This window comes from Gabonibacter massiliensis (genome assembly GCA_001487125.1).
Taxonomy (GTDB): domain Bacteria; phylum Bacteroidota; class Bacteroidia; order Bacteroidales; family Marinifilaceae; genus Gabonibacter; species Gabonibacter massiliensis.
In genome coordinates this window covers 409,085-430,935 of sequence record LN913012.1, presented here as the reverse complement: position 1 = coordinate 430,935, position 21,851 = coordinate 409,085, and the positions used below count along the sequence as shown (strand labels likewise).

Here is a 21,851-nt window from a genome sequence, read left to right as displayed (position 1 = left end):
TTAAAAATTAAGCGTTAAACCTAAAGTCCATTTTCGAGGTAAAGGATAAGCCGTCCCGCCATCCAATCCGCTATAAATATCCACCACTTCCGGATTCCCCCCGGAGTAATTACTCCAATAGAACAGATTTTCGCCGGTAGCAAAAAAGCGGGCCCCGGAAAAACCGATCTTTTTCATCACTTTTTTAGGCATATTATATCCTATGGTCAACTGTTTCAAACTAAACAAATTTACCTGCTCTATTTTAGAACGTACCTGGGGATAATACGGACGACCTATCGCCGGCATATCCGTTTGATCTCCTTCTTTCTGCCAGAAAGTCAGTTTCCTTACATCCGCAAACACGGGTCCATCCGTACCAGACAAAGAAACATTTCGCATATTGATCATCTTGCGCCCCAAGGAATAATTGAATAAAATATTCAGATCGAAATCTTTATAGGTCAACTCGTTTACCCACCCACCATACACTAAGGGCAAAGCCGATCCCAAATAATACATATCCTTCGGCTGTATATCATAATCTCCGCTCGCATCAGAGATCCGTTGGGTACCGAGCAAACCGCTGACTCCCGTATAAGCTCCGACGCCACCTAAAAACAATTTATTTCCTTTAATATCGGTATAAACGGGTACCTCTCCCTCGTTCTGGTAATACCCCGTATCGTTAAAAGCGTAAATAGATCCCAAAGGACGTCCGATTACAAAACCGTTAAATCCTCCCCCGATATCTTTACCGGTATAGGTCTTTTCCAAACGACTCCAATCCCTGGAAACATTCAGCTTCATACGCCATCCCAATTTGCTGGATCGCAAAATATGCGCTAACAACTCCAATTCGATTCCCTCGTTAGAGACCTCCATCGCATTCTCATCCCGATCTTCCGCACCCCATAAAGTACCGGGAAGGATTACTTTGTATAAAAGGGAGCTGGTATACTTAAAATAGTAATCCATTTTCACGCTCAACCGGTAATCGAACATATCCAAATCCAAACCGATATTGTACTGACTGGATTTTTCCCAAGTCAAATTAGGACTAACGGGCTTACTTTGAATTACGGAAGGATTACCGTTAAATGAAGCACCTGCCACAAATAAACCGTAAGCCATATACTCACTGGTGAATATTTGTCCGGAAGTCCCGTAGCTGCCGCGCAGTTTTCCCCAGTTTAACCAATAGGCCCACCGCATAAAAGGTTCTTCCGAAAAGGCCCATCCCAGAGCAAAAGAGGGGAAATTGGCCCAACGGTGATTCTCGCCAAAAGTGGAAGATCCATCCCGGCGGAAACCGATCTCGACCAAGTAACGTTGTTTGTAATGATACCCTAAACGCCCGAAATAACTGACCATGGTCTTTTCCCTGAAATCCGAATTATAGGAAGTCGTTGCTCTCCAGTCGGGATTTGTTTCGGTTCCATAATTGAATATAGGATTATAAGGAGGCGAATAATAATAGATCTTATCACTTGAACCCCGCTTCCCGAACCCGGCGATCAGAAATTGTTGCTCTTTGTTTACGTTCAAACCTATTAAAAGATCGAAATTATGTGTCTCGTTGATGCTCTCTCTCCAATGCAGCAACTCTTCCGTTTCCAACCGGACCGCTCTCCCGATCGAGCCATCCGATATGTTCTCTTTCTCACCCGGATTCAATACGGAAGGTTTAAACTGATTTTTATTTCCTTGGGCATAATCCACACTCCCAGAAGCCGATAAGGTTATCCCTTTCCAAACGTTATACTGTACCAACATGCTGGCCATAGCCCGGTAATCATCTGTTCTGTCTCTCTGTAGATTGATATTTTTCAATAGTTCATCCTCCGCCAACCCATCGTTCGGAAGAGTCGTACTCTGTTTCGACGGATCTACGGTAATCCCCTCGTACCGTCTCGTTCCTCCCATCCCGTCATCCCTGCTGATACTACGATCCACGTAGGAAAGCATCACCCGGGCATCCACCCGTATTTTTTTCGTCGGTTGGGTTTGCAGATTGATCAACATATTGGCCCGCGCATAGTCGGAATTCAGCATGATTCCTTTTTCGTCGTACCATCCGGCCCCGATCATATACTGAAACCGTTCCGATCCGCCGGAAACCTGTAAATTGGCATTGACTACTTTTGCGGTACGGAAAATATGTTTCCACCAATTGGTCGAATTATTATAAAACGGATTCAAACTATCCTGCAATACGGGGTTACCCAAAAGATCCGGTCTACCGTCTACCCACCATCCGTCATAAGTTCCTCCGCTTAAATACACCGATTCGTAAGAAGAAGGATAATACGTCAATTGTTTATTCCAATCATAACCGGTTGCCAGCCTATTTCGCATTACCTGATTACGAAACCATCGCTCCATACGACCGCCTATCTGTAACGGATACTCCTGTACCTGAGAAACAGAATAAGAGATATTCGCCGCAAATTTGGTCGTACCGGCCTTCCCTTTTTTAGTCGTGATCAAGATGACCCCGTTGCCGGCCCGGGAACCGTAAATAGAGGCGGCAGCAGCATCTTTCAACACCTCCACGGATTCAATCATGGCCGGATCCAAATCGGCCAACGTATTCGTTCCCGTAACGGGTGAAACAAAGGAGTGCATCGGGACCCCATCGACGACCCACAAAGGTTGTCCGTCACTGGCCCCGTCGACCAACAAAGAATTAAACCCCCGCACGGCAATAACCGAAGCACTGCCCGGTGCTCCAGATTGTTGAATGATATTGACTCCCGCCAAACGTCCCTGCAACATATTCACGATACTGGCCGTCGGTAATTCCTTCATCTCCTCAGCCTTCACGGAAGAGATCGCCCCTATGACCTCCCTTTTATTCTGCGTTCCGTAAGCCCGAACCACCACTTCTTCCAAGGCTGCCACATCCTCTTCCATAACAACGCGAAGCGTATCGGTTTTTTCAGTGAAATCGACTTTCTGTTTCTTATAACCGATAAAAGAGAACTCCAACGTTCCTTTCAAAACGGGTAAGGTGATGGCAAACCACCCCTTCGTATCCGTCGACGTTCCCAAACTCGTACCGAGGAGTCTTACCGTCACTCCCGGCAAAAATTCCTCCTTTTTATCCCGTACCCACCCCCGGATCGTAACCGACTTTTTTTCATCTTTTGCAACAGCCTTGATAACAAATACTCCTTCAATTTGCTCGTAATCGAAGGCCGTACCCGACAAAACTCGTCGCAACGCATCTTCAACAGGTACATCTTTCAAAACGATATCCTTACAGGTAATTCCGCGAAGACCGCTCACGTTATAGAGAATCCTTACTCCCGTTTGATCCTTAATCCGGGTCAATACTTCGATCAACGTGGAAGACTTTACATCGAGGGTTACGGTCTCGTGTTGGGAATAGACGGCAGCCGATGTCGAAATCGTCAACCATACCATCAGAATAAGACTCAATTTCATCACTAAAATTGTTTTTTTCCATTTAGCCGGCAATTTCCATCGATCCGGTAAATTTTTTTTCATAAATTTGTCATTCATGTTACATGTTTTTAAGATATGTAATAAAGGAGGATGCGAAACAAAGTTGGTAGCTTGGGATTCGTATCCTCTGTTTTTTATTTTTTCCCGACCTTTATCCTATTTCCGACCCATTCGAAACGCACGTTCGCTCCGGCCTCGAAAAACTGAAAAAAGATTTCGATGCGACTGTATTTATCCAAATTTCCACTAAACACCAGCTGTTTCAATTGCTCATCCTCAAACACAATGTCAACATCATACCAGCGAGACAAGGTTTTCACTATCTCCTCCAAAGTTTCATTTTCAAAAGAGAGCAAATTCTGCCTCCACGACACATAGTTTTGAACCTTTACTTTACGAATGTCCGCTACACTTTCTCCCTCCCTATAACTCAACTGTTCGGCAGGAACAAGCTTTACCTCCCCGATCCGTTCGTTTGAAAAAGAGATGGCTCCCTCGACCAAGGTAGCGGCAATCCGGTGCTCTTCCCCGTAACACTTCAAATTGAACCGAGTCCCATACACTCGCACCTCCCCGATACCCGTTTTCACGATAAACGGTGAAGTCGAATCGGAAACCACTTCGAAAAAAGCCTCTCCTGTTAACTCAACCACCCGCTGATTCCCGGTAAAAACAACAGGATAGCGAAGACGGGTATCCGCATTCATCCATACTTGTGTTCCATCAACCAAGGTAACATAATACTCTCCTCCCCGGGGAACATACAAGCTATTATAAGAATGGGCATCTATTTCCGTCAAACGAGGGAGTTCCCCGTAAACGACCCCTGTCGAATCAACGACGACGGAGACCCCTCCTTTTTCCCTAAATTGATAAAAACTCTTACCCAACTCTACGCAATCCCCTCCGGACAGAGTTAAAACGGCCTTTCTCTCCCCAGGTTTTACCGGAGAATAGAACCGCTGTTCCGCCCGTCTCAACGCAGACCTCTTTTTTTCGGGCACGGAAACCAACGCCAGTACACCTAAAACAATAAAACAAGCAGCAGCAACACTTCCGACAATTACACGTTTCATATACCTTTTTTTCGACCGGACTTTTAAATTACGACAGGCTTTCCTGTAATCATACCGTTGTCTTGCCGCATATTCTCTTTCAAAAAATTTCCGAACCTTCAAATGTTCCGCAACATCCCGAACATTATCAGGATAGTTTTCCTCTGCTTTATGCTCTCTCAATCGGTCTATCAAGCAACCGACGATTCGTATAGAATTGGCATGTATATCTTCCCATTTCATCTCAAAATGACTTAAATTATACTAACAAACACGCCGAACGCAAAAACGGGTGACAAAAAATCAAAAAAAGTAATTTATTATTTTAGAATCAGAAGAGATAATTGTTCGTAACGTTTCTTAATCTTACAAATAACAAAAGGAGAACGGATGTAAAAACTTTTCCCATATGCTCCCGAATGACCTGGTAAGCCCTCTTCTTTTGTGTTTTCACCGTATTTTCGCTAATAGATAATCTCTCCGCAATTTCTCTCACGGTAGCTCCCTCCAAAGCACCGAACAAAATTTCCTTTTGTTGGCCCGAAAGCAGAGACAACACCTCATAAAAACGGGAAATAGTCTCTTCCTCCAACGCCATCTCCTTCCCTTTTTCCTCATCGACGATCTGTCGGTCGACCCATATTCTATGAATCGCATCAGACGACTTTTTATCCCGGATATAATTTAACGCCCCGTTATAAGTGAAACGATACATATAAGTAGTAATCGCCTTTATATTCGAAAAACCAAAAGAGGAATTCCACAATTTGATAAAACCGTTTTGAACAATATCCTCGGCCGCAACCGAATCTCCGGTAAGTTTAGCGGCATAACTGCATAAAGGAGCATAATAATAACGATACAACTCTTCCCAAGCCGCATCCTCCTTATGATTTACTCCATGCAAAAATTGAAGGTTATCGATCATTGTTTTACCGCTATAGGGCAAAAATAAAAAAAAATCGAATGCTATTTATAAAAATAGACGAATAAAACACCAAACAAGTCGAATATTAGAACAATCCAATAAAAAAGATTATTTTACATATCCCTTCAAAACCAATTTTAATGAAGCATGCCGGGGATCGTTACAGATCACGGTGATGGTTTTATGCTGCATTCCGCGTCTGCCTTCTGAATCAAAAACAACATTCATTCTTACGTTTTCACCCGGAGAGATTATCCTTTTTTCCGGAACAGCTGCCGTACACCCGCAAGTCGTTTCTATTTTACGTATAATCAAATCTTTATCTCCTTCGTTTCTCAACACGAAGGCCGCCTCAACCTTTTCGCCTTGAACGATAGTATCAAAATCGACCTCCTTTTTATCCGCTACAATTTTAGGTAGTGACAATTTCCCTGTCGACACCGTATCAAAATGTTCGATCACATTCGCCTCAAGCGAAACTCCCTGATTCGGATCTACCAGCACCCCATCGATTGAAAAACGTAAAAAGGTAAAAAAATACCCCAATTGACTATCTTTTGTCATTTGTACAACGACAAGCAAGGTATCCTGCCCCCGTGCCGCAATTTCCGCATCACCCGACTGCCATTCCTGAAGAGTTCCTCCCGACATCCTACATTGCACTCCCGCGGTATATCCCCATCCCCCCAAACGGATCGTCTTCTCCGTGGGATTACGGACAATAATCGTATCCCGGTACTCCTCGTTCCAATAGATATCTCCCAGTTCCAGTTTATCCGTACTGAAACACAATTTGCCGACCGGACTTACACAGGCAGGACGTTTCCCCGAAGAACAAGCCGTTAATCCGGCAAATATTACCACTAAAACAAAAACAAAATTTCTCATACCGAAATAACGTTATCCGACAAATATAAGATTTTTACCCTAACACTCAACGTAATTTATGGCGATTAAAATGCGGTCCGGCTTTAAATTGGAAAAATAAAAGGGAAAGAACCGTCAGACAGGCACCGAAGAAATAGGCATGACTAAAACCTCTAAAAGCCTGAGCGATAGAACCACCACACATTAACCCGACTCCAATACCCACATCCCAACTGGTCAAATAGGTGGAAGTAGCCGTGCCCCGTTGATTATTAGGTGCCAAATTAACGAACAGGGTATTGAAGGCCGGAAACATCGTCCCAAACGACACCCCTTGCATAAAAGCAATAAAGAAAAACAGTCCAGAAGTCGCCCGGGCATTCCATTTCATCATCTCTTCGCAGGCAGCCAAGGCAAAAAGACTTATACCGGCCAAGTACATTCCTAATAAAATAACCTGTGTAATCCGACCCTTGTCTACCTGTTTTCCTGAAAAAATCCGGGAAACAGCCAAACCGACCGCCATAAAAGTAAAATAGAGTCCCGAATTACCTTGAATGCCGATCTCTTCGGCATACATGGCCACGTAACTGGTTGTCATACCATAAGGAATAGAAAGCAACAGAAGTGAAATCCCGGCAGGCAGTCCTTTTACTAAAAAGAAACGATCGAGAGAAAGAGGCTCCCGTTTAACCGGCTGTTTATAGGGAGTTTTAACCAAACCCGCCATCACAAAACCTAATCCTCCGGAAATCAGAGAGCAGGCAAAAATAACCTCATAAGGACAATGACCATGCATAAATAACCCGACCATAGGCCCAAAACTCATGGCGATATTATTGGCCAGACCGTAATAACCTAATCCCTCCCCCCTCCGGGAAGAAGGAAGAATATCAATAACGATCGTATTACCCGCCACCGAAACCATGCCGAAAGCCAGACCGTGAATAATCCGGAGTAAAATGAAAAGAAAAAGAGCGGTCGCTATCATATATCCCCCGAAAATCAAGGTAAAAATAAAATATGACAACAGATATAAAGGTTTACGACTAAACGTATCCAGCATATACCCTGAAAAAGGACGAATAGTCAAACAGGCTATCGTGTAACAGGATAAAATAAAACCGATCATGGATTTGCCAGCCATAAACTCCTCCCTCAGATAGAACGGCAACACGGGCAATAGCAAATAGAATGCAAAAAACAGCAAAAAATTAGCAGCAAGGATATGACAGAACCCTGCTGAAAAAAGCTTATCTCTTACCATAAAAACCCTTTAATTACAAACCAATATCTTCAACATTTTTATCTACAAAATTATAAAAAAAGAGACGGGTAACGGGTAGTTTTACAAGAATATTCTAAAAATATAAAAACAAATCACACGAAATACATCTATCTATAAAACAATTATTTACACCTCATACTCATCCCCATTGAAAAGAGAGTTTAAAAATAGATAACAAATTAATTAAATAGTTTCTTTTTCAATATAAATCAGTATTTTTGTGTTATAAAACTACAAAATCAATACTTATTTATTTGTGTGTGGTATGTCTAAAATCAATTCTATTTTACGGAGCGTATTTATAAATAAACCGTTTTTCTGCATTTTCATACTTTGTATGCATATCTCTACTTCTTTTGCTCAAAAAAACGCTCCATCCAAAAACGATTATATTCTGATTATTAACAGTTACACGGAAACGACCCCATGGAGTTCCTCTATCATTGATCCCATCATACAAATGGCATCCAAGAATCAAAAGTTGGATATATACATCGAACATATGAATATGTTTGTTGTCAACAAGCAGGAAGAATTAAACGAATTTACAGAATTTCTTTTTTCCGAATATTCGGAAAAACGTCCCAAACTTTTAGTCGTGGTAGGGAATTTTGCTTTACTCCTGAAAGACGAAATCCGAAATAGATGGAGAGATATCCCCCTTATCGTTTGTGCGGAACAGGACTACCTTGGAACACCGGAAAATTATTTGAACAAGACCATCATTAAACCCGAAGACAGAGTTTCTCTCGCCTCATTAGCCGGCGAATATAACCTCACGTTACTCTATTCAAGACTATATCCCAAAGAAAATATTGATTTAATGAATGAAATGCTTCCAGATATGCAGAAGCTATTGATTCTCATGGACAAAAGGTATGTCAATCAACAAATTCAATGGGAAATATCCGAAATATTAAAAAAACATTATCCCCGCGTAGAATACAAAACCATATATGCCGAAGAAACAAGCATAAATCAACTTCTCGACACCTTAAAACTGGTAGACAAAGCGACCACGGGAGTCTTATTTTCTTCCTGGTTCCATGCTCAGCAATTTAACAGAAGAACTCTCTTAATGATTAACTCCTTTCAAATCATATCCAACTCCTCCGTTCCCATTTTTACTTTGAGAAACGCCTTCATGAAACACGGGGGAATGATCGGAGGGTATATGTATGACGACACTGATTTTGAAAACAAATTGATAAAAACGATATCCGAAGTCCTAACGGGTACACAACCGAAAGACATTCCCTTTTATTACCCGGTAAAAGCAGCCCCTACGTTCAATTACAACACGTTACTCCTGAAAGGCATATCTCCCGACATTTGTCCTCCCGACAGCGTGTTCTATAACAAACCGGTAACTTTCTGGGAACAATACAAATACCTCCTGATCGGAATAATCGTATTCCTCGTTATTATTTTATTGTTTTTAATCCAACAAGGTCGTATTATCGTACTGAACAGATTAAAAGAGATGCAGCAAAAAGAGATCGAATACGCCTCCGATTATCTGAATCTCTTCAATAACATGCCAATTCTTTACATGAAAGAGAAGATCATTTTAGACGAGGAAAACAACCCGGTCGATTCCGTCTTTGTTGAAGTAAATCGATTTTTCGAAAAAAGTTTCGGAGATAAAAAAAGCATTATCGGCAAAAAAGTCAGCGAACTGTTCCCCGAGTCCCTCGCCACGTTTATACCGTTCTTTAAAATAGCGATAACAGAAAGAAGAACCATCACGTTCCCCTATTATTTCGAGGGAATCGGCATTTTCTATGACGTGGTTATAAGTTACTCCAACAAGCCGGATACCATCGATATTTTTTGCCTGGACAGCACGGAACTCCATCAGGCTCAAGAAAAAATCAGATCAACGAACCATAAGCTGGCAATGGCTTTGGAAGTAGCCAATATCGTTCCATGGAAATGGAACCTACGTAAAAAAACCATACTCTGCGATGTGAATCGTCCCATAGAGTTAAGCAACGTAAAGCATAATATCAACGAAGATCATCTATCCGTACCGGATTCTCAATATTTTTCCAAAATCATTAAAGAAGACCGCGAAAGAGTCAAAAAAACCTATCAATCTCTGATTGAAGGGAAAATTGACAAGATCAAAGAAGAGTACCGGGTGGTAACTTCCGACCATAACGGGCATCGAATCGACTGGGTCGAAGCACAAGCGACCGTGGATTCCAGGGATGAAAAAGGAGCACCCTTAACATTAGTAGGCTCTTCACTCGTGATCACAGAACGCAAAAAAATGGAGCAAGAGCTGATATCCGCAAAAGACCGGGCCGAAGAATCCAATCGTCTGAAGTCTGCATTTCTGGCAAACATGAGCCACGAAATCCGTACACCTCTGAATGCTATCGTCGGTTTTTCCGGTATATTGGCAACCCTTGAAGAAGAAAAGGAGAAACAGGAATACGTCAATATCATAGAAAACAACAATGAACTGTTACTGCAACTGATCAGTGACATTCTCGATCTTTCCAAGATCGAGGCCGGGACATTAGATTTTATCTATTCGGATATCGAGTTAAACAAACTCATGGGCACCTTGGAACAAACTCAATTTTCCAAAATAAACCCGGAAGCCGTTAAATTGCAGTTCGAGCCGGGATTGCCCGCGTGTGAAATCAACACGGAAAAAAACAGGCTCACCCAAGTATTGACGAATTTACTCGCAAATGCCATCAAATTTACCACTGCGGGAAGTATTCGATTCGGCTACGAAATTCAGGATAAGTTTCTCTATTTTTATGTATCGGACACGGGCTGCGGAATCGCCAAGGAACAAAAAGAAAAAATATTCGACCGTTTCGTAAAACTCAACACCTTTGCCCAGGGAACGGGACTCGGACTGTCCATTTGTCAGGTCATCGTTCAGCATATGGGAGGGACTATCGGTGTTGAATCGGAAGAAGGAAAAGGCTCCAAGTTTTGGTTTACCGTTCCCTACCATCCGGTAACGATAAATAAGAAACAGGAACAAACAGTAGAGCCTGTAAAAATAGAAAAGAGTAAATTGACAATCATGGTTGCGGAGGATGATCCGAGCAATTACAAGCTTTTCGAATCGATCCTCCGCTCCGAATACCATATCGTCCATGCTTGGAACGGCAAAGAAGCAGTGGAACTATTCAAAAAACACCATCCTAACATCATACTCATGGACATTAACATGCCTGAAATGAACGGTTACGATGCGACACGCGAAATCCGTAAATTATCCACACAAGTTCCGATCATTGCGGTAACCGCTTTTGCTTACGCTTCCGACGAACAAAAGATCATGTCGAACGGTTTCGACGGCTATATGGCAAAACCGATTAATGCCAAACAGTTGAAATCACAATTAACAAGCATTTTACAGGAGAGAATCATATTTTTATAGATACCCGATATTTTTTAACACCGTATCCTAAAACGAACTGAATGAAAAAGAAAAACAAAATACCGCAGAAACTCACCCGGCAAATATTTTTCCAATATACGCTACCGATGATGTGTATATTACTCCTGTGGAATGAATACGGAGAAATGAAACTATCCTGGTCATACCTTTTTTTATTCATTATCGAATTTATCGTCGGGACAGGCATCGCTTATATACTGGCTGTCAGTTGGGCAAATCAAATCTCCAGAAGATATTTACCCAAAAAATAATACATCCACGTTAAGTCTATTCCTTACAAACGATCCATTCAATCAGGTTTACGAAACAAGTAATACCCTATAATAATAACAGTCGTTAACGCCTCCGACAACGGCATAGATAACCAGATTCCGACAATACCCATCCACTCCGGCAAAAATATAAAACTCAGGACAAGAAATACAAAACCGCGTAACAAAGCGAACAAGGTTGCGGGTTTCACTCTCTCGAGACTCTGATAATAACCGATCGAAGCCAAATTGACAATAAAACATATAAACCCCATGGCGAAATACGGAAACCCTTCCATGGCAATACGGGCAGCCGCATTATCGGAATTAAGAAAAAATCCGACCAACACGTGCGGGTAAAATATAAACACGCACATAACTATCAAGCCACAGACAACCGCCGTGACAAGAGAAATTTTCCCGGCCAATACAACCCGTCCCACATTCCCCATACCAAAATTATAACTGATGATAGGTTGCGCCGATTGGGCAATAGCATTACCAACCATAAACACGAAAGGAGCATAATAACAGGCAATGCCGAATGCCCCTACTCCATCGTCCCCCAAATAATGCATAAACACCTGATTCCCCGTAAACATAAGCATTGCCAAGGTTGCTTCTCCCAATAAAGAGGAAAAACCGATACGGCATTGATAACCGATGTTCCGCAAAGAGAGCCGTAAACTTTTACGACTTCGTTTGACAGGATATAACCGTAAATGACGTGCAAAAAACAGTAGATAAAAGACCGCTATAAGACCGCCTACCGTGATGCTTATTGCCGTGGCAAAAGCGGCTCCCATTACTCCCCATCCCAAAGGAAAGATGAATAACCAGTCCAAAACGACATTAACCAAAGCCGAGATGACACTACACCACATGGCTAATTCAGGAGCTCCGTCCAGCCGGATAACAAACAAAGAAACAGCTATCCACATTTGAAAAACCAACGACGGGACGAACCATAACAAATAATCCGTCACCATCGGCAGCAAATGGTCGGACGAACCGAGCAAATAAGCTGTTTGTCGCGGAAAAATCAGGATCAGCACGGAAGGCACCAAGGTAGCGATCGTTACGAATAACAGGGCTTGAGTTACATTCAAACGGGCTGCCTTCACTTTGCCTTTCGACAAATGAATGGAAGCAACAACCGAACTTCCGACCCCTGCCATAAGACCTACCCCCGTAAAAAGCATCAACATAGGTATACAAATATTGACAGCAGCGATTCCGTCACTCCCCACGCCTTGCCCAACAAAAATTCCATCTGCAACAGTAACCGCCGACATACTGAGCATCCCCAATAAGGTGGGTATAAACAACCTGCCGAATAATGTCGAAATTTTCAATGTCTCCAAATTCATAGCATCTCTTTCCATACTTCTATTGGCTATAGTTACTGTCTACCCGCCCGGAGCACATAAAAATACCGGATAAGTCGATTGGTTTTACCCAGTCACCTTATCCGGCATTCTATTATGCCCTCCGATGAGGATTACAAAACTCTCTTTGGTTTTATATCGGATGCAAAGGTAAGGGTTTTCTCCGATTGTCCAATATTTTGAAATATTTCCATCCACTTCCATACAGAAAAAGTTATCTTATACCCGTAAAAAGAGAGCCTCAATAAGCAGGTAAGCATATAAAAGTAAATCGTACTTGTAATATTACCTGCCACACTCTATCTTTACAACAAAAGACAAGGAACCAACAGGTATCAATTAGCGTAATAAGAAACAAAAAACAAAATATAGAAATAACATGAAAGTATTATTGATTAACGGTAGTCCAAAAAAGAGCGGGAATACCTTTATCGCATTATCCGAGGTCGCTTCCGCCTTAAAAGCGGCTGACATCGAAACGGAAATCGTTTCCATCGGAACCAAAGCCGTACAAGGTTGCATTGCCTGCAATAAATGTAAGGAATTAGGCAGATGTGTATTCAAAGATGAACTGTATAACAGTATTAGGGCAAAACTCGGAGAAGCAGACGGAATCGTTATCGGATCTCCAACCTACTATGCCGGCCCTAACGGTTCTTTATGCGCCCTATTAGACCGCTTGTTCTATTCTTGCGGCGATCTGTTGCAATACAAACCCTCTGCCTCCGTCGCAGTCTGCCGTCGCGGAGGAGCAAGCGCCACCTATGACCGTTTAAATAAATACTTCACTATAAACAATATGCCTGTAGTCTCTTCTCAATATTGGAATAGCGTTCATGGTATGTTGCCCGGAGAAGCCTCCCTGGATGCGGAAGGTCTGCAAACCATGAGGACACTGGGAAATAACATGGCCTGGCTACTTAAAAGTATTGAAAACGGGAAACAGGAGATACCGAAAAAAGAACCCGCGATAATGACCAATTTTATACGATAAAACAATACGATCGACCCCTTGTAAACAAAAAGTTTACAAGGGGTCGATCGTATAATGTGATCCGGTTGGGATTCGAACCCAAGACCTACGGCTTAGAAGGCCGTTGCTCTATCCAGCTGAGCTACCGAACCGTTATCGTTTCTATTTTGACGGTGCAAATATAGGGGTTTTCAAGATAAATACAAATTTTGCCGAATGCTTTTTCATAAAAAATAATAGATGCAAAATAATCCTTTATTTACTAACCTATTAATGGTTCGAAACGTAATATTAGAAATAATTGTGATTTTGCAAAAAAGAAATAAAAGCAGTACATTTGAATACATATTAATGACATATTAAAATCAAAAACAATGGCAAAAATAACATTACAAGGACACAGTATCAACACGAAAGGAAACCTACCCGCAGTAGGTACGGTCGCTCCTGAATTTTCATTGGTTAAAACGGATCTATCGGAACTTTCTTCAGATAGTTTAAAAGGCAAACGGATCGTATTGAATATATTCCCCAGTTTGGATACAAGCGTATGCGCCACCTCTGTCCGCACCTTTAACAAATTGGCAGCCGAAATGAACAACACCGTTGTTTTGGCGATTTCTAAAGACCTTCCGTTCGCTCACGCCCGTTTCTGCACGACGGAAGGTATCGATAAGGTTATTCCGCTTTCTGCATTCAGAAATTGTTGCTTCGGTGACAAATACGGAGTTGAAATGACCGATGGCCCTTTGGCCGGTCTCTTAGCCCGCGCAGTAGTAATCATCGATGAAAACGGAAAAATCATATACGAAGAGTTAGTACCCGAAATCGCTCAGGAACCCAATTACGATAAGGCATTGGCAAGTTTAGAATAAATTTCGAAAAAAATACTGACATGCGGGACCTGCGAATCATTCACATGTCCCGCATTCATTTTCGACATATCGAAACAAAATAAAACGAGCAAACGGAAGCATATGTATAATCAATGCACTGTTTTTAATCCTATAACCCCTATCAGTATCAATGATACAAACAGAAGCCTGAGTAAATTTACGGCATCCTGAAAAAAGAGGATCCCCATAACGATGGTCCCCACAGCACCAATCCCCGTCCAGATCACATAAGCAGTACCTATAGGAATTGTCTTTTGTGCCAGATAGAGAAAAAATCCGCTCGCTCCCATCGAAATAACAGAGAAAGCGATGAAAAAACAGAAATATTTTTCATACGTACTCGCTAATTTAAATCCCAAAGGCCATCCTATTTCTAATAGTCCGGCTACTAATAATAACATCCATGCCATATCCGACCCATTAATATTTCAGCAAAGTTACGGGATTAACGGAGGAAAGGAATTGATAAAAATCAATTAAATATAAAACAGTTATATTTGCAATACAAAACGGTCGTACATGAACATAAACTCATTTTCCAAGGCTATAGAAGATAAGCTCAAGCTTATAGGAGAAGAGATTTTCCACCCCAAAGGATATATCCTATTCAATAGCAACAGGGTAGAACGCAACATATACATCATACGACAAGGTATTGCAAGAGCTTTTATTGAAGCTGACGGGAAAGAAATTACGATCTGGTTCGGGCAAGAACACGATATAATTCTGTCTGCCAACGGGTACGTGGACGGAAAAAGCGGATACGAGACAATGGAACTATTAGAAGATTCCGTTTTATTTAAAATAAATCTGATTTCGTTAGCTAAGCTGTATCAATCAGATATTGAAATGTGTAACTGGGCACGCCAGTTGATCGAAAAAGAGTTTGTTCGTACAGAACACCATCTCATTTCCATTTTATCTCAACCCGCATCAGATCGCTACTCGCAACTTTTACATGAAAAACCTGAAATATTACAACGGGTACAATTACGACATATTGCCTCTTATTTAGGAATAACATCCGAACATCTAAGCCGAATACGCGCTAAGAAATTCTGATTCAATCAACCTGAAGCCTTAAAAAAGCGGTGATTTATTCACCGCTTTTCTTATCTGTTCCTTATCTCTTCAATAACCATTTCTATCGCTTTCATCGTCGCTTTTCCGATATTCCGTTCACGGGTAAAGGAAAAGGTATACTTCCGTGCAATCGTTTTTTCCGGAGTCGCTAATCCGATCCAGACCGTACCTACCGGTTTTTCCGGAGTTCCTCCGGTCGGACCGGCTATTCCCGAAGTAGAAACGGCATAATCCGTTTCCATAAGACGACGTACGCCTTCCGCCATCTGCACCACGACCTGTTCGCTAACAGCCCCGTAAGCATCAATAGTATGAGGATCGACTCCTAACACCCGCTCCTTTACCTCGTTGGCATAAGCTACAACGCACCCTTTAAAATAAGCCGACGCTCCGGCAACTGACGTAATCTGTTGAGCTATATTTCCTCCCGTACAACTTTCCGCGGTAGCAATAGTCTTTCCCTTTATTAACAGTAATTCTCCCAACTCTCTCTCCATACAATCTTCTTCTCCGATCGTAAAGCGTAATCCTTGTAACACCTCTTTTAAAGTCTCAAAAAAAAGATCCAGATTATATACTCCCTCTCCCTTGGCCGTCAAACGCAATTTAATAAAGCCGGGAGAGGGTAAATAAGCTAATCCCAGCCCTTTCGGCAACTTTTCCTCCCAGCTTTCCAAACGAATCGCCAGCTCCGATTCCGGAATATCGTACACCTTCAGCATTCTGTATTCCAGCATTAAATGAGGATACCTTTTCCTCAATTCCGGAATAACAGTACGGGTCATCAGGTCCTCCATTTCAAAAGGAACTCCAGGCAACGAGATCAAAACTTTGCGGTCCCGCTCAAACCACATCCCGGAAGCGGTCCCCTTATGATTAAGCAATATTTTACAATTTTCAGGCAAAAAAGCCTGCCCTCTATTATTTTCATTCATCCTCATCCCCCCGTTTCGCAATAATTTCTCGATCCAGGAGTAAACCTCTTCATTCAACACCAGACGCGTATCGAAATACTCTGCCAACACCTTTTTGGTAACATCATCTTTCGTCGGCCCCAGTCCGCCTGTAACGACGACTAACTCTGCATGCCGCATCGCGTAATCGATCCATTCCCTGATCTTATCTCCCTGATCGGGAACAGACAATATATCCACCACCTCCGCTCCAAGACGGGTCAACTGTTTCGCAATATATTGCGAATTGGTATCTAATATCTGTCCCAACAAAATCTCATCCCCGATAGTAATAACAATTGCATCCATATGATTTGAAATTTGAAAACAAATCGGACCTTATCCGTTCTGTTTATATTATACATTATCGTTTGTTTTTGAAATCGCATCAATCCTTTTTAAAAGCGAGGGATGCGAATAATAGACAAATTCGTATAACGGATGAGGTGTCAAATTACTCAACGCTTTCACCGATATTTTCTTTAAACCGGAAATCAATTCATTTCCATTATAACTTAGGGCAGCATAAGCATCCGCCTCGTACTCGTTCTTACGCGACCAGCTATTCATGGCAATCCCTAAAACCGTGCTGATCGGAGAATAGAGAATAGCAAATGCGACTAACCCTAATTGAAAATAAGCCCGGTCTCCCCCAAGGGCCAGGGACAAAGAAGTATTATTCACGAAAAAAGAAAAAAGTCCCAGCATAACTCCCATCTCCAAAACGGATACGAACATACCCTTTAAGGTATGTCTCTTTTTATAATGTCCTATCTCATGAGCCAACACGGCCACGATCTCTTCTTCTGTCAATTCTTTGATCAACGTATCATACAAAACGACCCTTTTTTTGGGACCGACACCTGTAAAATAAGCATTGGCTTTCGTGGAACGTTTCGATCCGTCGATCACGTAAATATTATCCAATTTAAACCCTACCCTTTCAGCATACGATTGGATCTTATCCCGCAAGCCTCCCTCTTCCAACGGAGTTTGTTTATTAAACAACGGAACAATTAACTGAGAATAAAACAAAGACATAAATAAAGAGAAGAGAGTAATACCCCCCCAGGCATACAACCAGAAATATACTCCGGCCCACGTGTAGAACCAGGTAATCAAAACCAACACGACTCCTCCCATTAACAGTGAAATACATATTCCTTTTAATTTATCCGTCCAAAAAAGAGTTTTTGTAGAAGTATTAAAACCATATTTCTCTTCGATCTTGAAGGTTGCATAATAATCAAAAGGAATATCCAATACCGAGGCTACCAAAGACACTCCCAATATAAATATAGCCGTCTGTCCTATGACGCTCTCCGTCAGGGATACTACCCAACCGTTATACCACCCGAAACCGCCTAATACCAAAAAAGAGATCATAACTACAAAATCGAATACCGAACTCCAGAAATCCAGCCGGCCGTTCTGCCGTTTATAATCCTGAAAAGAACGGTATTCCGTTTCGTTGTATATTCCGATCAAAGCTTTTGGCAAACAAGGAGACATATGTTTCAGATTCAGGTATTCCAACCCTCTCTCCCACACAAAATCAAAACAAAGAAAAAGTACAATTATTAAAAATATCAAATCAGACGTCATATCCTTGTATTTTAATCGATAGACAAAGGTATACAAAATAACCCGATTTATTATCCGGGATTTCAGTTTTACCCCTCCCTTACGAGATCTTATTTAAACCATCGGACGAAAACTCTTTTTCGTTCATTTTATCCGGGAAGCAGTTGGACTTCTCGTTTATTAATTTTAATTTCGTTGCCGAATTAGAGAAATTTTTCCGTTATGGAAATCTAAAATACAAAAACACTTTAAACCATAAACGATCATGGCAGATTTCAAGTATCAAGAACCGTTTCCAATACAAAAAGATTGCACGGAATACCGTCTGTTAACCAAAAATTACGTAAAAACCGTAGAGGTAGAAGGACGAAAAATATTAAAAATTGAAAAAGAGGGCTTGGAACTGTTGGCCCGCGAAGCCTATGCCGACGTCTCTTTTTACTTACGTGCTGCTCATTTACAAAAATTAGCCGATATCCTAAAAGACCCGGAAGCTACCGACAATGATAAATTCGTGGCCCACACGATGCTATTGAATCAGGTCGTTTCGGCGGAAGGAGAACTACCGACTTGTCAAGATACGGGAACAGCCATCGCTATCGGTAAAAAAGGAGAAAACGTATGGACCGGGTGTAACGATGCCGAAGCTATCAGCAAAGGGGTATTTGAAACATACAGGGACAGGAACCTACGCTATTCTCAAGTGGTTCCCTTCACGATGACCGAAGAAAAAAATACCGGTACTAATTTACCGGCACAAATCGACATCTACTCCACGCAAGGCAATAAATACGAATTTCTGTTTATAACCAAAGGAGGGGGATCTGCCAACAAAACGTTCCTGTACCAACAGACGAAAGCTCTATTGAATGAAGAGACACTGACCAAGTTCATCAAGGAAAAGGTAAAAGACTTGGGAACATCGGCATGTCCTCCTTACCACCTCGCTGTTGTCATCGGCGGAACTTCTGCCGAAGCTTGCCTTACCACGGTGAAAAAAGCATCTGCCGGATATTACGATAATCTTCCGACACAAGGAAACGAGGGAGGTCAGGCCTTCCGAGATTTGGAATGGGAAGCCAAAATCCAGAAAATATGCCAGGATATGGGTATCGGTGCTCAATTCGGCGGAAAATATTGGGTACACGACGTACGGGTAATCCGTCTTCCCCGCCATGCCGCATCCTGTCCCGTGGGTATCGGAGTAAGTTGCAGTGCAGACCGGAATATCAAGGCTAAAATTACGGAAGAGGGTATTTTCCTGGAACAACTGGAAAAAAATCCAGCCCGTTTCTTACCGGCTGAAGCTCCCCATCTGGCCCCCGCAGTAAACATCGACTTGGATCAGCCGATGGAAAATATTTTAAAAGAGCTCAGCAAATACCCGATTAAAACCCGTCTAAACCTATCCGGAACCCTGATCGTGGCACGCGATATCGCCCATGCCCGTATCAAAGCAATGATCGATGAGGGCAAACCCATGCCCGAATATTTCAAAAAACACCCGATCTACTACGCGGGACCGGCTAAAACTCCCAAAGGAATGGCTTCCGGTAGTTTCGGACCTACCACGGCAGGCCGCATGGACCCTTATGTGGATCTGTTCCAAGACCATGGAGCCTCTATGATCATGGTTGCCAAAGGAAATCGTTCACAAGCCGTCACTGACGCCTGCAAGAAGCACGGAGGTTTCTACCTCGGTTCCATCGGCGGCCCGGCGGCCATTTTAGCAAAAGAGAGCATCAAATCCGTCGAAATCGTCGATTTTGAAGAACTCGGCATGGAAGCCGTTCGCAAAATCCGGGTGGAAAACTTCCCTGCCTTCATCATTGTAGACGACAAAGGAAATGATTTTTTCGCAGAGTGGTCACATTGACAATTGTAGATTAGGTGATTAGAGAATACCACTTACAATCTAAAGCTTATAGATAAAAATGCTGTTCGGTGATAGAACAGCATTTTTATTATTTCGCTTACCTTCTTTTGTTTTCAGTTGTTCTTAAAAAAATCTCACCAAAGCTTTTGAAAGCTAAGGTGAGAATTACACAAGATAAAAATCTCTTTATTCTTCCACAGGCTCAAAATCTTCCTTGCCTACCCCGCATAAAGGACAAACCCAATCATCGGGAAGATCTTCAAATGCCGTTCCGGGTGCTATACCACTATCCGGATCCCCTTCCGCAGGATCGTAAATGTAACTGCATACAGTGCAAATGTACTTTTTCATAACGCTTTTCTTTTATAAGGTTTCTACTATGGATAGTTAACTATCCGTTTGCTAATTTAAAAATTTTTTTATCCAATTCACTTTATACGGCGGATAGCGTAAAGGGATATCCATCCAGGAAAAAGAACGTAGGATTGCCCGACGATTACTGAATAATTCAAAACTGGCTTTCCCGTGATATTTTCCCATTCCGCTTCTCCCGACTCCACCGAAAGGTAAACGAGCATTAGCTAAATGCATAATCGTATCGTTAATACATCCACCCCCGGAAGATGTCGAACCCACTACCTGTTTTCCTTCCTTTACATTACCAAAATAATACAAAGCCAAAGGCTTATCCCGCTTATTGACAAATTCAATGGCCTCTCTTATATGTTCGTATCCGATAATCGGCAATAAAGGACCGAATATCTCTTCCTGCATAATCGGACTATCCGGCTCTATCTCATCTAATAATGTAGGGGCAATATACCTATCAACTATACTATATTCTCCTCCGTGTATAACTTTTCCCGAAGAGTGCATCAAATTAATCAATCTCTTTGTCCCGGCTTCATGTACTATTCTACCGTAGTCCGGACTATTTTTCGGTTCTTCTCCCCAAAAAGAGAAAACAGCCGATTTCATTTGTGTTATAAACTCATTTTTCAAATGACTGGGGATCAACACATAATCCGGAGCAACACAGGTTTGTCCCGCATTCAAAAATTTTCCCCAGGCAATCCGGCGAGCCGTTAATCTCATATTACATCCTTCTCCTACAATACAAGGACTCTTTCCCCCTAACTCCAGCGTAACAGGAATTAATTGCTTTGCAGCAGCTTCCATCACTTTTTGTCCAAAACGAATCCCACCCGTAAAAAAAATATAGTCGAAACGTTCTTTCAACAAAGCTTCCACCTCTTCCTCCCCTCCATTAAATACAGAAACGTATTCCTGTCGAAATACCCCGTTTAGAATCCGAGAGATCACTTTCGAAACGGCAGGAGCATAAGGCGAAGGTTTTAATACCGCCACATTTCCGGCAGCAATAGCCCCGATCAAAGGCATCATCAACAACTGAAACGGATAATTCCATGGGGCAATAATCAATACGATTCCGTAAGGTTCAAACAGTATTCTACCCCGCGAAGGAAATAAAAACAATGGAGTGCTTACCTTCCGCTCTCTGCTCCATCGACGTAAATTCCTTATACAATCTCGGATTTCATTTAAAACAATTCCGGTTTCCGTAAGATAACCCTCTCCTTCCGATTTATGTAAATCGTTCCACAAGGCGCGGCTTATCTCATGCTCATTTTCTATGATCATTTTCTTCAAGCGTCGTAACGCCTCTACCCTGAAATTAAGATCACGCGTGACACCGCTTGCATAATATGCCCTCTTACTCTCTATTTGAATCCGTTCTTCTGTCATCATAGCTGATTTCGTCTTTAAATTATACGGATCTTATTTAACAAAGATATGATTTCAAA

At 42.0% G+C, this 21,851-nt stretch carries 17 protein-coding genes and 1 tRNA gene; 6 read left to right on the top strand and 12 right to left on the bottom strand.

Going from position 1 to position 21,851, the window contains the following annotated elements:
* The 5 genes from BN3283_RS04135 to BN3283_RS04115 form a co-directional block, all read right to left on the bottom strand.
* Complete coding sequence (locus BN3283_RS04135; RefSeq protein ID WP_059025782.1) at nucleotides 1-3,492, bottom strand: SusC/RagA family TonB-linked outer membrane protein; 3,492 nt, start codon at nucleotides 3,490-3,492, stop codon at nucleotides 1-3.
* Nucleotides 3,493-3,584: 92 nt separating this feature from the next.
* Nucleotides 3,585-4,748, bottom strand: coding sequence for a FecR family protein (locus BN3283_RS04130; protein WP_059025731.1), 1,164 nt, complete (start codon nucleotides 4,746-4,748; stop codon nucleotides 3,585-3,587).
* Nucleotides 4,749-4,836: 88 nt separating this feature from the next.
* Nucleotides 4,837-5,433 carry an RNA polymerase sigma factor gene (locus BN3283_RS04125; protein WP_059025730.1) on the bottom strand — a complete coding sequence of 199 codons (597 nt, stop codon included), beginning with the start codon at nucleotides 5,431-5,433 and terminating at the stop codon, nucleotides 4,837-4,839.
* Between the two features lie 108 nt (nucleotides 5,434-5,541).
* Nucleotides 5,542-6,321 carry a DUF1573 domain-containing protein gene (locus BN3283_RS04120; protein WP_059025729.1) on the bottom strand — a complete coding sequence of 260 codons (780 nt, stop codon included), beginning with the start codon at nucleotides 6,319-6,321 and terminating at the stop codon, nucleotides 5,542-5,544.
* Nucleotides 6,322-6,367: 46 nt separating this feature from the next.
* Complete coding sequence (locus tag BN3283_RS04115; RefSeq protein WP_059025728.1) at nucleotides 6,368-7,567, bottom strand: MFS transporter; 1,200 nt, start codon at nucleotides 7,565-7,567, stop codon at nucleotides 6,368-6,370.
* A gap of 286 nt (nucleotides 7,568-7,853) precedes the next feature.
* On the opposite strand from BN3283_RS04115, the gene BN3283_RS04110 reads away from it, so the two are divergent.
* Both BN3283_RS04110 and BN3283_RS04105 read left to right on the top strand, forming a co-directional pair.
* Nucleotides 7,854-11,000, top strand: a complete 3,147-nt coding sequence (locus BN3283_RS04110; RefSeq protein ID WP_082667064.1) for a response regulator — start codon at nucleotides 7,854-7,856, stop codon at nucleotides 10,998-11,000.
* 41 nt (nucleotides 11,001-11,041) lie between these two features.
* Nucleotides 11,042-11,272, top strand: a complete 231-nt coding sequence (locus BN3283_RS04105) for a hypothetical protein (RefSeq protein ID WP_041502001.1) — start codon at nucleotides 11,042-11,044, stop codon at nucleotides 11,270-11,272.
* Nucleotides 11,273-11,310: 38 nt separating this feature from the next.
* Here the strand turns inward: BN3283_RS04105 and BN3283_RS04100 are convergent, their stop codons facing one another.
* Nucleotides 11,311-12,657 carry an MATE family efflux transporter gene (locus BN3283_RS04100; RefSeq protein WP_059025727.1) on the bottom strand — a complete coding sequence of 449 codons (1,347 nt, stop codon included), beginning with the start codon at nucleotides 12,655-12,657 and terminating at the stop codon, nucleotides 11,311-11,313.
* A 382-nt stretch (nucleotides 12,658-13,039) separates the two neighbouring features.
* Between BN3283_RS04100 and BN3283_RS04095 the strand changes: the two genes are divergently transcribed.
* A complete protein-coding gene (locus BN3283_RS04095) occupies nucleotides 13,040-13,654 on the top strand; it encodes a flavodoxin family protein (RefSeq protein WP_041505425.1) in 615 nt (204 codons plus the stop codon).
* 57 nt (nucleotides 13,655-13,711) lie between these two features.
* On the opposite strand, the gene BN3283_RS04090 is transcribed toward BN3283_RS04095, so the two are convergent.
* Nucleotides 13,712-13,785, bottom strand: a tRNA-Arg gene (locus BN3283_RS04090).
* A 222-nt stretch (nucleotides 13,786-14,007) separates the two neighbouring features.
* On the opposite strand from BN3283_RS04090, the gene tpx reads away from it, so the two are divergent.
* Nucleotides 14,008-14,508 (top strand): thiol peroxidase, encoded by a 501-nt coding sequence (tpx, locus tag BN3283_RS04085; protein WP_059025726.1) that lies wholly within the window; start codon nucleotides 14,008-14,010, stop codon nucleotides 14,506-14,508.
* Nucleotides 14,509-14,618: 110 nt separating this feature from the next.
* On the opposite strand, the gene BN3283_RS04080 is transcribed toward tpx, so the two are convergent.
* Nucleotides 14,619-14,939: a DMT family transporter gene (locus BN3283_RS04080; protein WP_041502005.1), complete on the bottom strand. Its 321-nt coding sequence runs from the start codon at nucleotides 14,937-14,939 to the stop codon at nucleotides 14,619-14,621.
* 109 nt (nucleotides 14,940-15,048) lie between these two features.
* Here BN3283_RS04080 and BN3283_RS04075 point away from each other — a divergent pair, with 109 nt between their 5' ends.
* Nucleotides 15,049-15,591, top strand: coding sequence for a Crp/Fnr family transcriptional regulator (locus BN3283_RS04075; RefSeq protein ID WP_059025725.1), 543 nt, complete (start codon nucleotides 15,049-15,051; stop codon nucleotides 15,589-15,591).
* A 50-nt stretch (nucleotides 15,592-15,641) separates the two neighbouring features.
* Here the strand turns inward: BN3283_RS04075 and BN3283_RS04070 are convergent, their stop codons facing one another.
* Together BN3283_RS04070 and BN3283_RS04065 are read right to left on the bottom strand one after the other, a co-directional pair.
* Nucleotides 15,642-16,874 (bottom strand): competence/damage-inducible protein A, encoded by a 1,233-nt coding sequence (locus BN3283_RS04070; RefSeq protein WP_059025724.1) that lies wholly within the window; start codon nucleotides 16,872-16,874, stop codon nucleotides 15,642-15,644.
* A 48-nt stretch (nucleotides 16,875-16,922) separates the two neighbouring features.
* Nucleotides 16,923-18,170, bottom strand: a complete 1,248-nt coding sequence (locus BN3283_RS04065) for a M48 family metallopeptidase (protein ID WP_059025723.1) — start codon at nucleotides 18,168-18,170, stop codon at nucleotides 16,923-16,925.
* Between the two features lie 244 nt (nucleotides 18,171-18,414).
* Here BN3283_RS04065 and BN3283_RS04060 point away from each other — a divergent pair, with 244 nt between their 5' ends.
* Nucleotides 18,415-20,025 carry a fumarate hydratase gene (locus BN3283_RS04060; protein WP_059025722.1) on the top strand — a complete coding sequence of 537 codons (1,611 nt, stop codon included), beginning with the start codon at nucleotides 18,415-18,417 and terminating at the stop codon, nucleotides 20,023-20,025.
* 186 nt (nucleotides 20,026-20,211) lie between these two features.
* Here the strand turns inward: BN3283_RS04060 and rd are convergent, their stop codons facing one another.
* On the bottom strand, nucleotides 20,212-20,376 hold the full coding sequence (rd, locus tag BN3283_RS14180) for a rubredoxin (RefSeq protein ID WP_070807446.1): 165 nt from the start codon (nucleotides 20,374-20,376) through the stop codon (nucleotides 20,212-20,214).
* 51 nt (nucleotides 20,377-20,427) lie between these two features.
* Nucleotides 20,428-21,795, bottom strand: coding sequence for an aldehyde dehydrogenase (locus tag BN3283_RS04055; protein ID WP_286137502.1), 1,368 nt, complete (start codon nucleotides 21,793-21,795; stop codon nucleotides 20,428-20,430).
* Nucleotides 21,796-21,851 lie beyond the last annotated feature (56 nt).

Bases quoted from the DNA above. Each gene is read 5' to 3' on its own strand.
- BN3283_RS04115 (WP_059025728.1), bottom strand. From the start codon at position 7,567: ATGGTAAGAGATAAGCTTTTTTCAGCAGGGTTCTGTCATATCCTTGCT.
- tpx (WP_059025726.1), top strand. From the start codon at position 14,008: ATGGCAAAAATAACATTACAAGGACACAGTATCAACACGAAAGGAAAC.
- BN3283_RS04125 (WP_059025730.1), bottom strand. From the start codon at position 5,433: ATGATCGATAACCTTCAATTTTTGCATGGAGTAAATCATAAGGAGGAT.
- BN3283_RS04075 (WP_059025725.1), top strand. From the start codon at position 15,049: ATGAACATAAACTCATTTTCCAAGGCTATAGAAGATAAGCTCAAGCTT.
- BN3283_RS04065 (WP_059025723.1), bottom strand. From the start codon at position 18,170: ATGACGTCTGATTTGATATTTTTAATAATTGTACTTTTTCTTTGTTTT.
- BN3283_RS04135 (WP_059025782.1), bottom strand. From the start codon at position 3,492: ATGAAAAAAAATTTACCGGATCGATGGAAATTGCCGGCTAAATGGAAA.
- rd (WP_070807446.1), bottom strand. From the start codon at position 20,376: ATGAAAAAGTACATTTGCACTGTATGCAGTTACATTTACGATCCTGCG.
- BN3283_RS04095 (WP_041505425.1), top strand. From the start codon at position 13,040: ATGAAAGTATTATTGATTAACGGTAGTCCAAAAAAGAGCGGGAATACC.
- BN3283_RS04060 (WP_059025722.1), top strand. From the start codon at position 18,415: ATGGCAGATTTCAAGTATCAAGAACCGTTTCCAATACAAAAAGATTGC.
- BN3283_RS04110 (WP_082667064.1), top strand. From the start codon at position 7,854: ATGTCTAAAATCAATTCTATTTTACGGAGCGTATTTATAAATAAACCG.
- BN3283_RS04070 (WP_059025724.1), bottom strand. From the start codon at position 16,874: ATGGATGCAATTGTTATTACTATCGGGGATGAGATTTTGTTGGGACAG.
- BN3283_RS04100 (WP_059025727.1), bottom strand. From the start codon at position 12,657: ATGGAAAGAGATGCTATGAATTTGGAGACATTGAAAATTTCGACATTA.
- BN3283_RS04105 (WP_041502001.1), top strand. From the start codon at position 11,042: ATGAAAAAGAAAAACAAAATACCGCAGAAACTCACCCGGCAAATATTT.
- BN3283_RS04055 (WP_286137502.1), bottom strand. From the start codon at position 21,795: ATGATGACAGAAGAACGGATTCAAATAGAGAGTAAGAGGGCATATTAT.
- BN3283_RS04120 (WP_059025729.1), bottom strand. From the start codon at position 6,321: ATGAGAAATTTTGTTTTTGTTTTAGTGGTAATATTTGCCGGATTAACG.
- BN3283_RS04080 (WP_041502005.1), bottom strand. From the start codon at position 14,939: ATGGCATGGATGTTATTATTAGTAGCCGGACTATTAGAAATAGGATGG.
- BN3283_RS04130 (WP_059025731.1), bottom strand. From the start codon at position 4,748: ATGAAATGGGAAGATATACATGCCAATTCTATACGAATCGTCGGTTGC.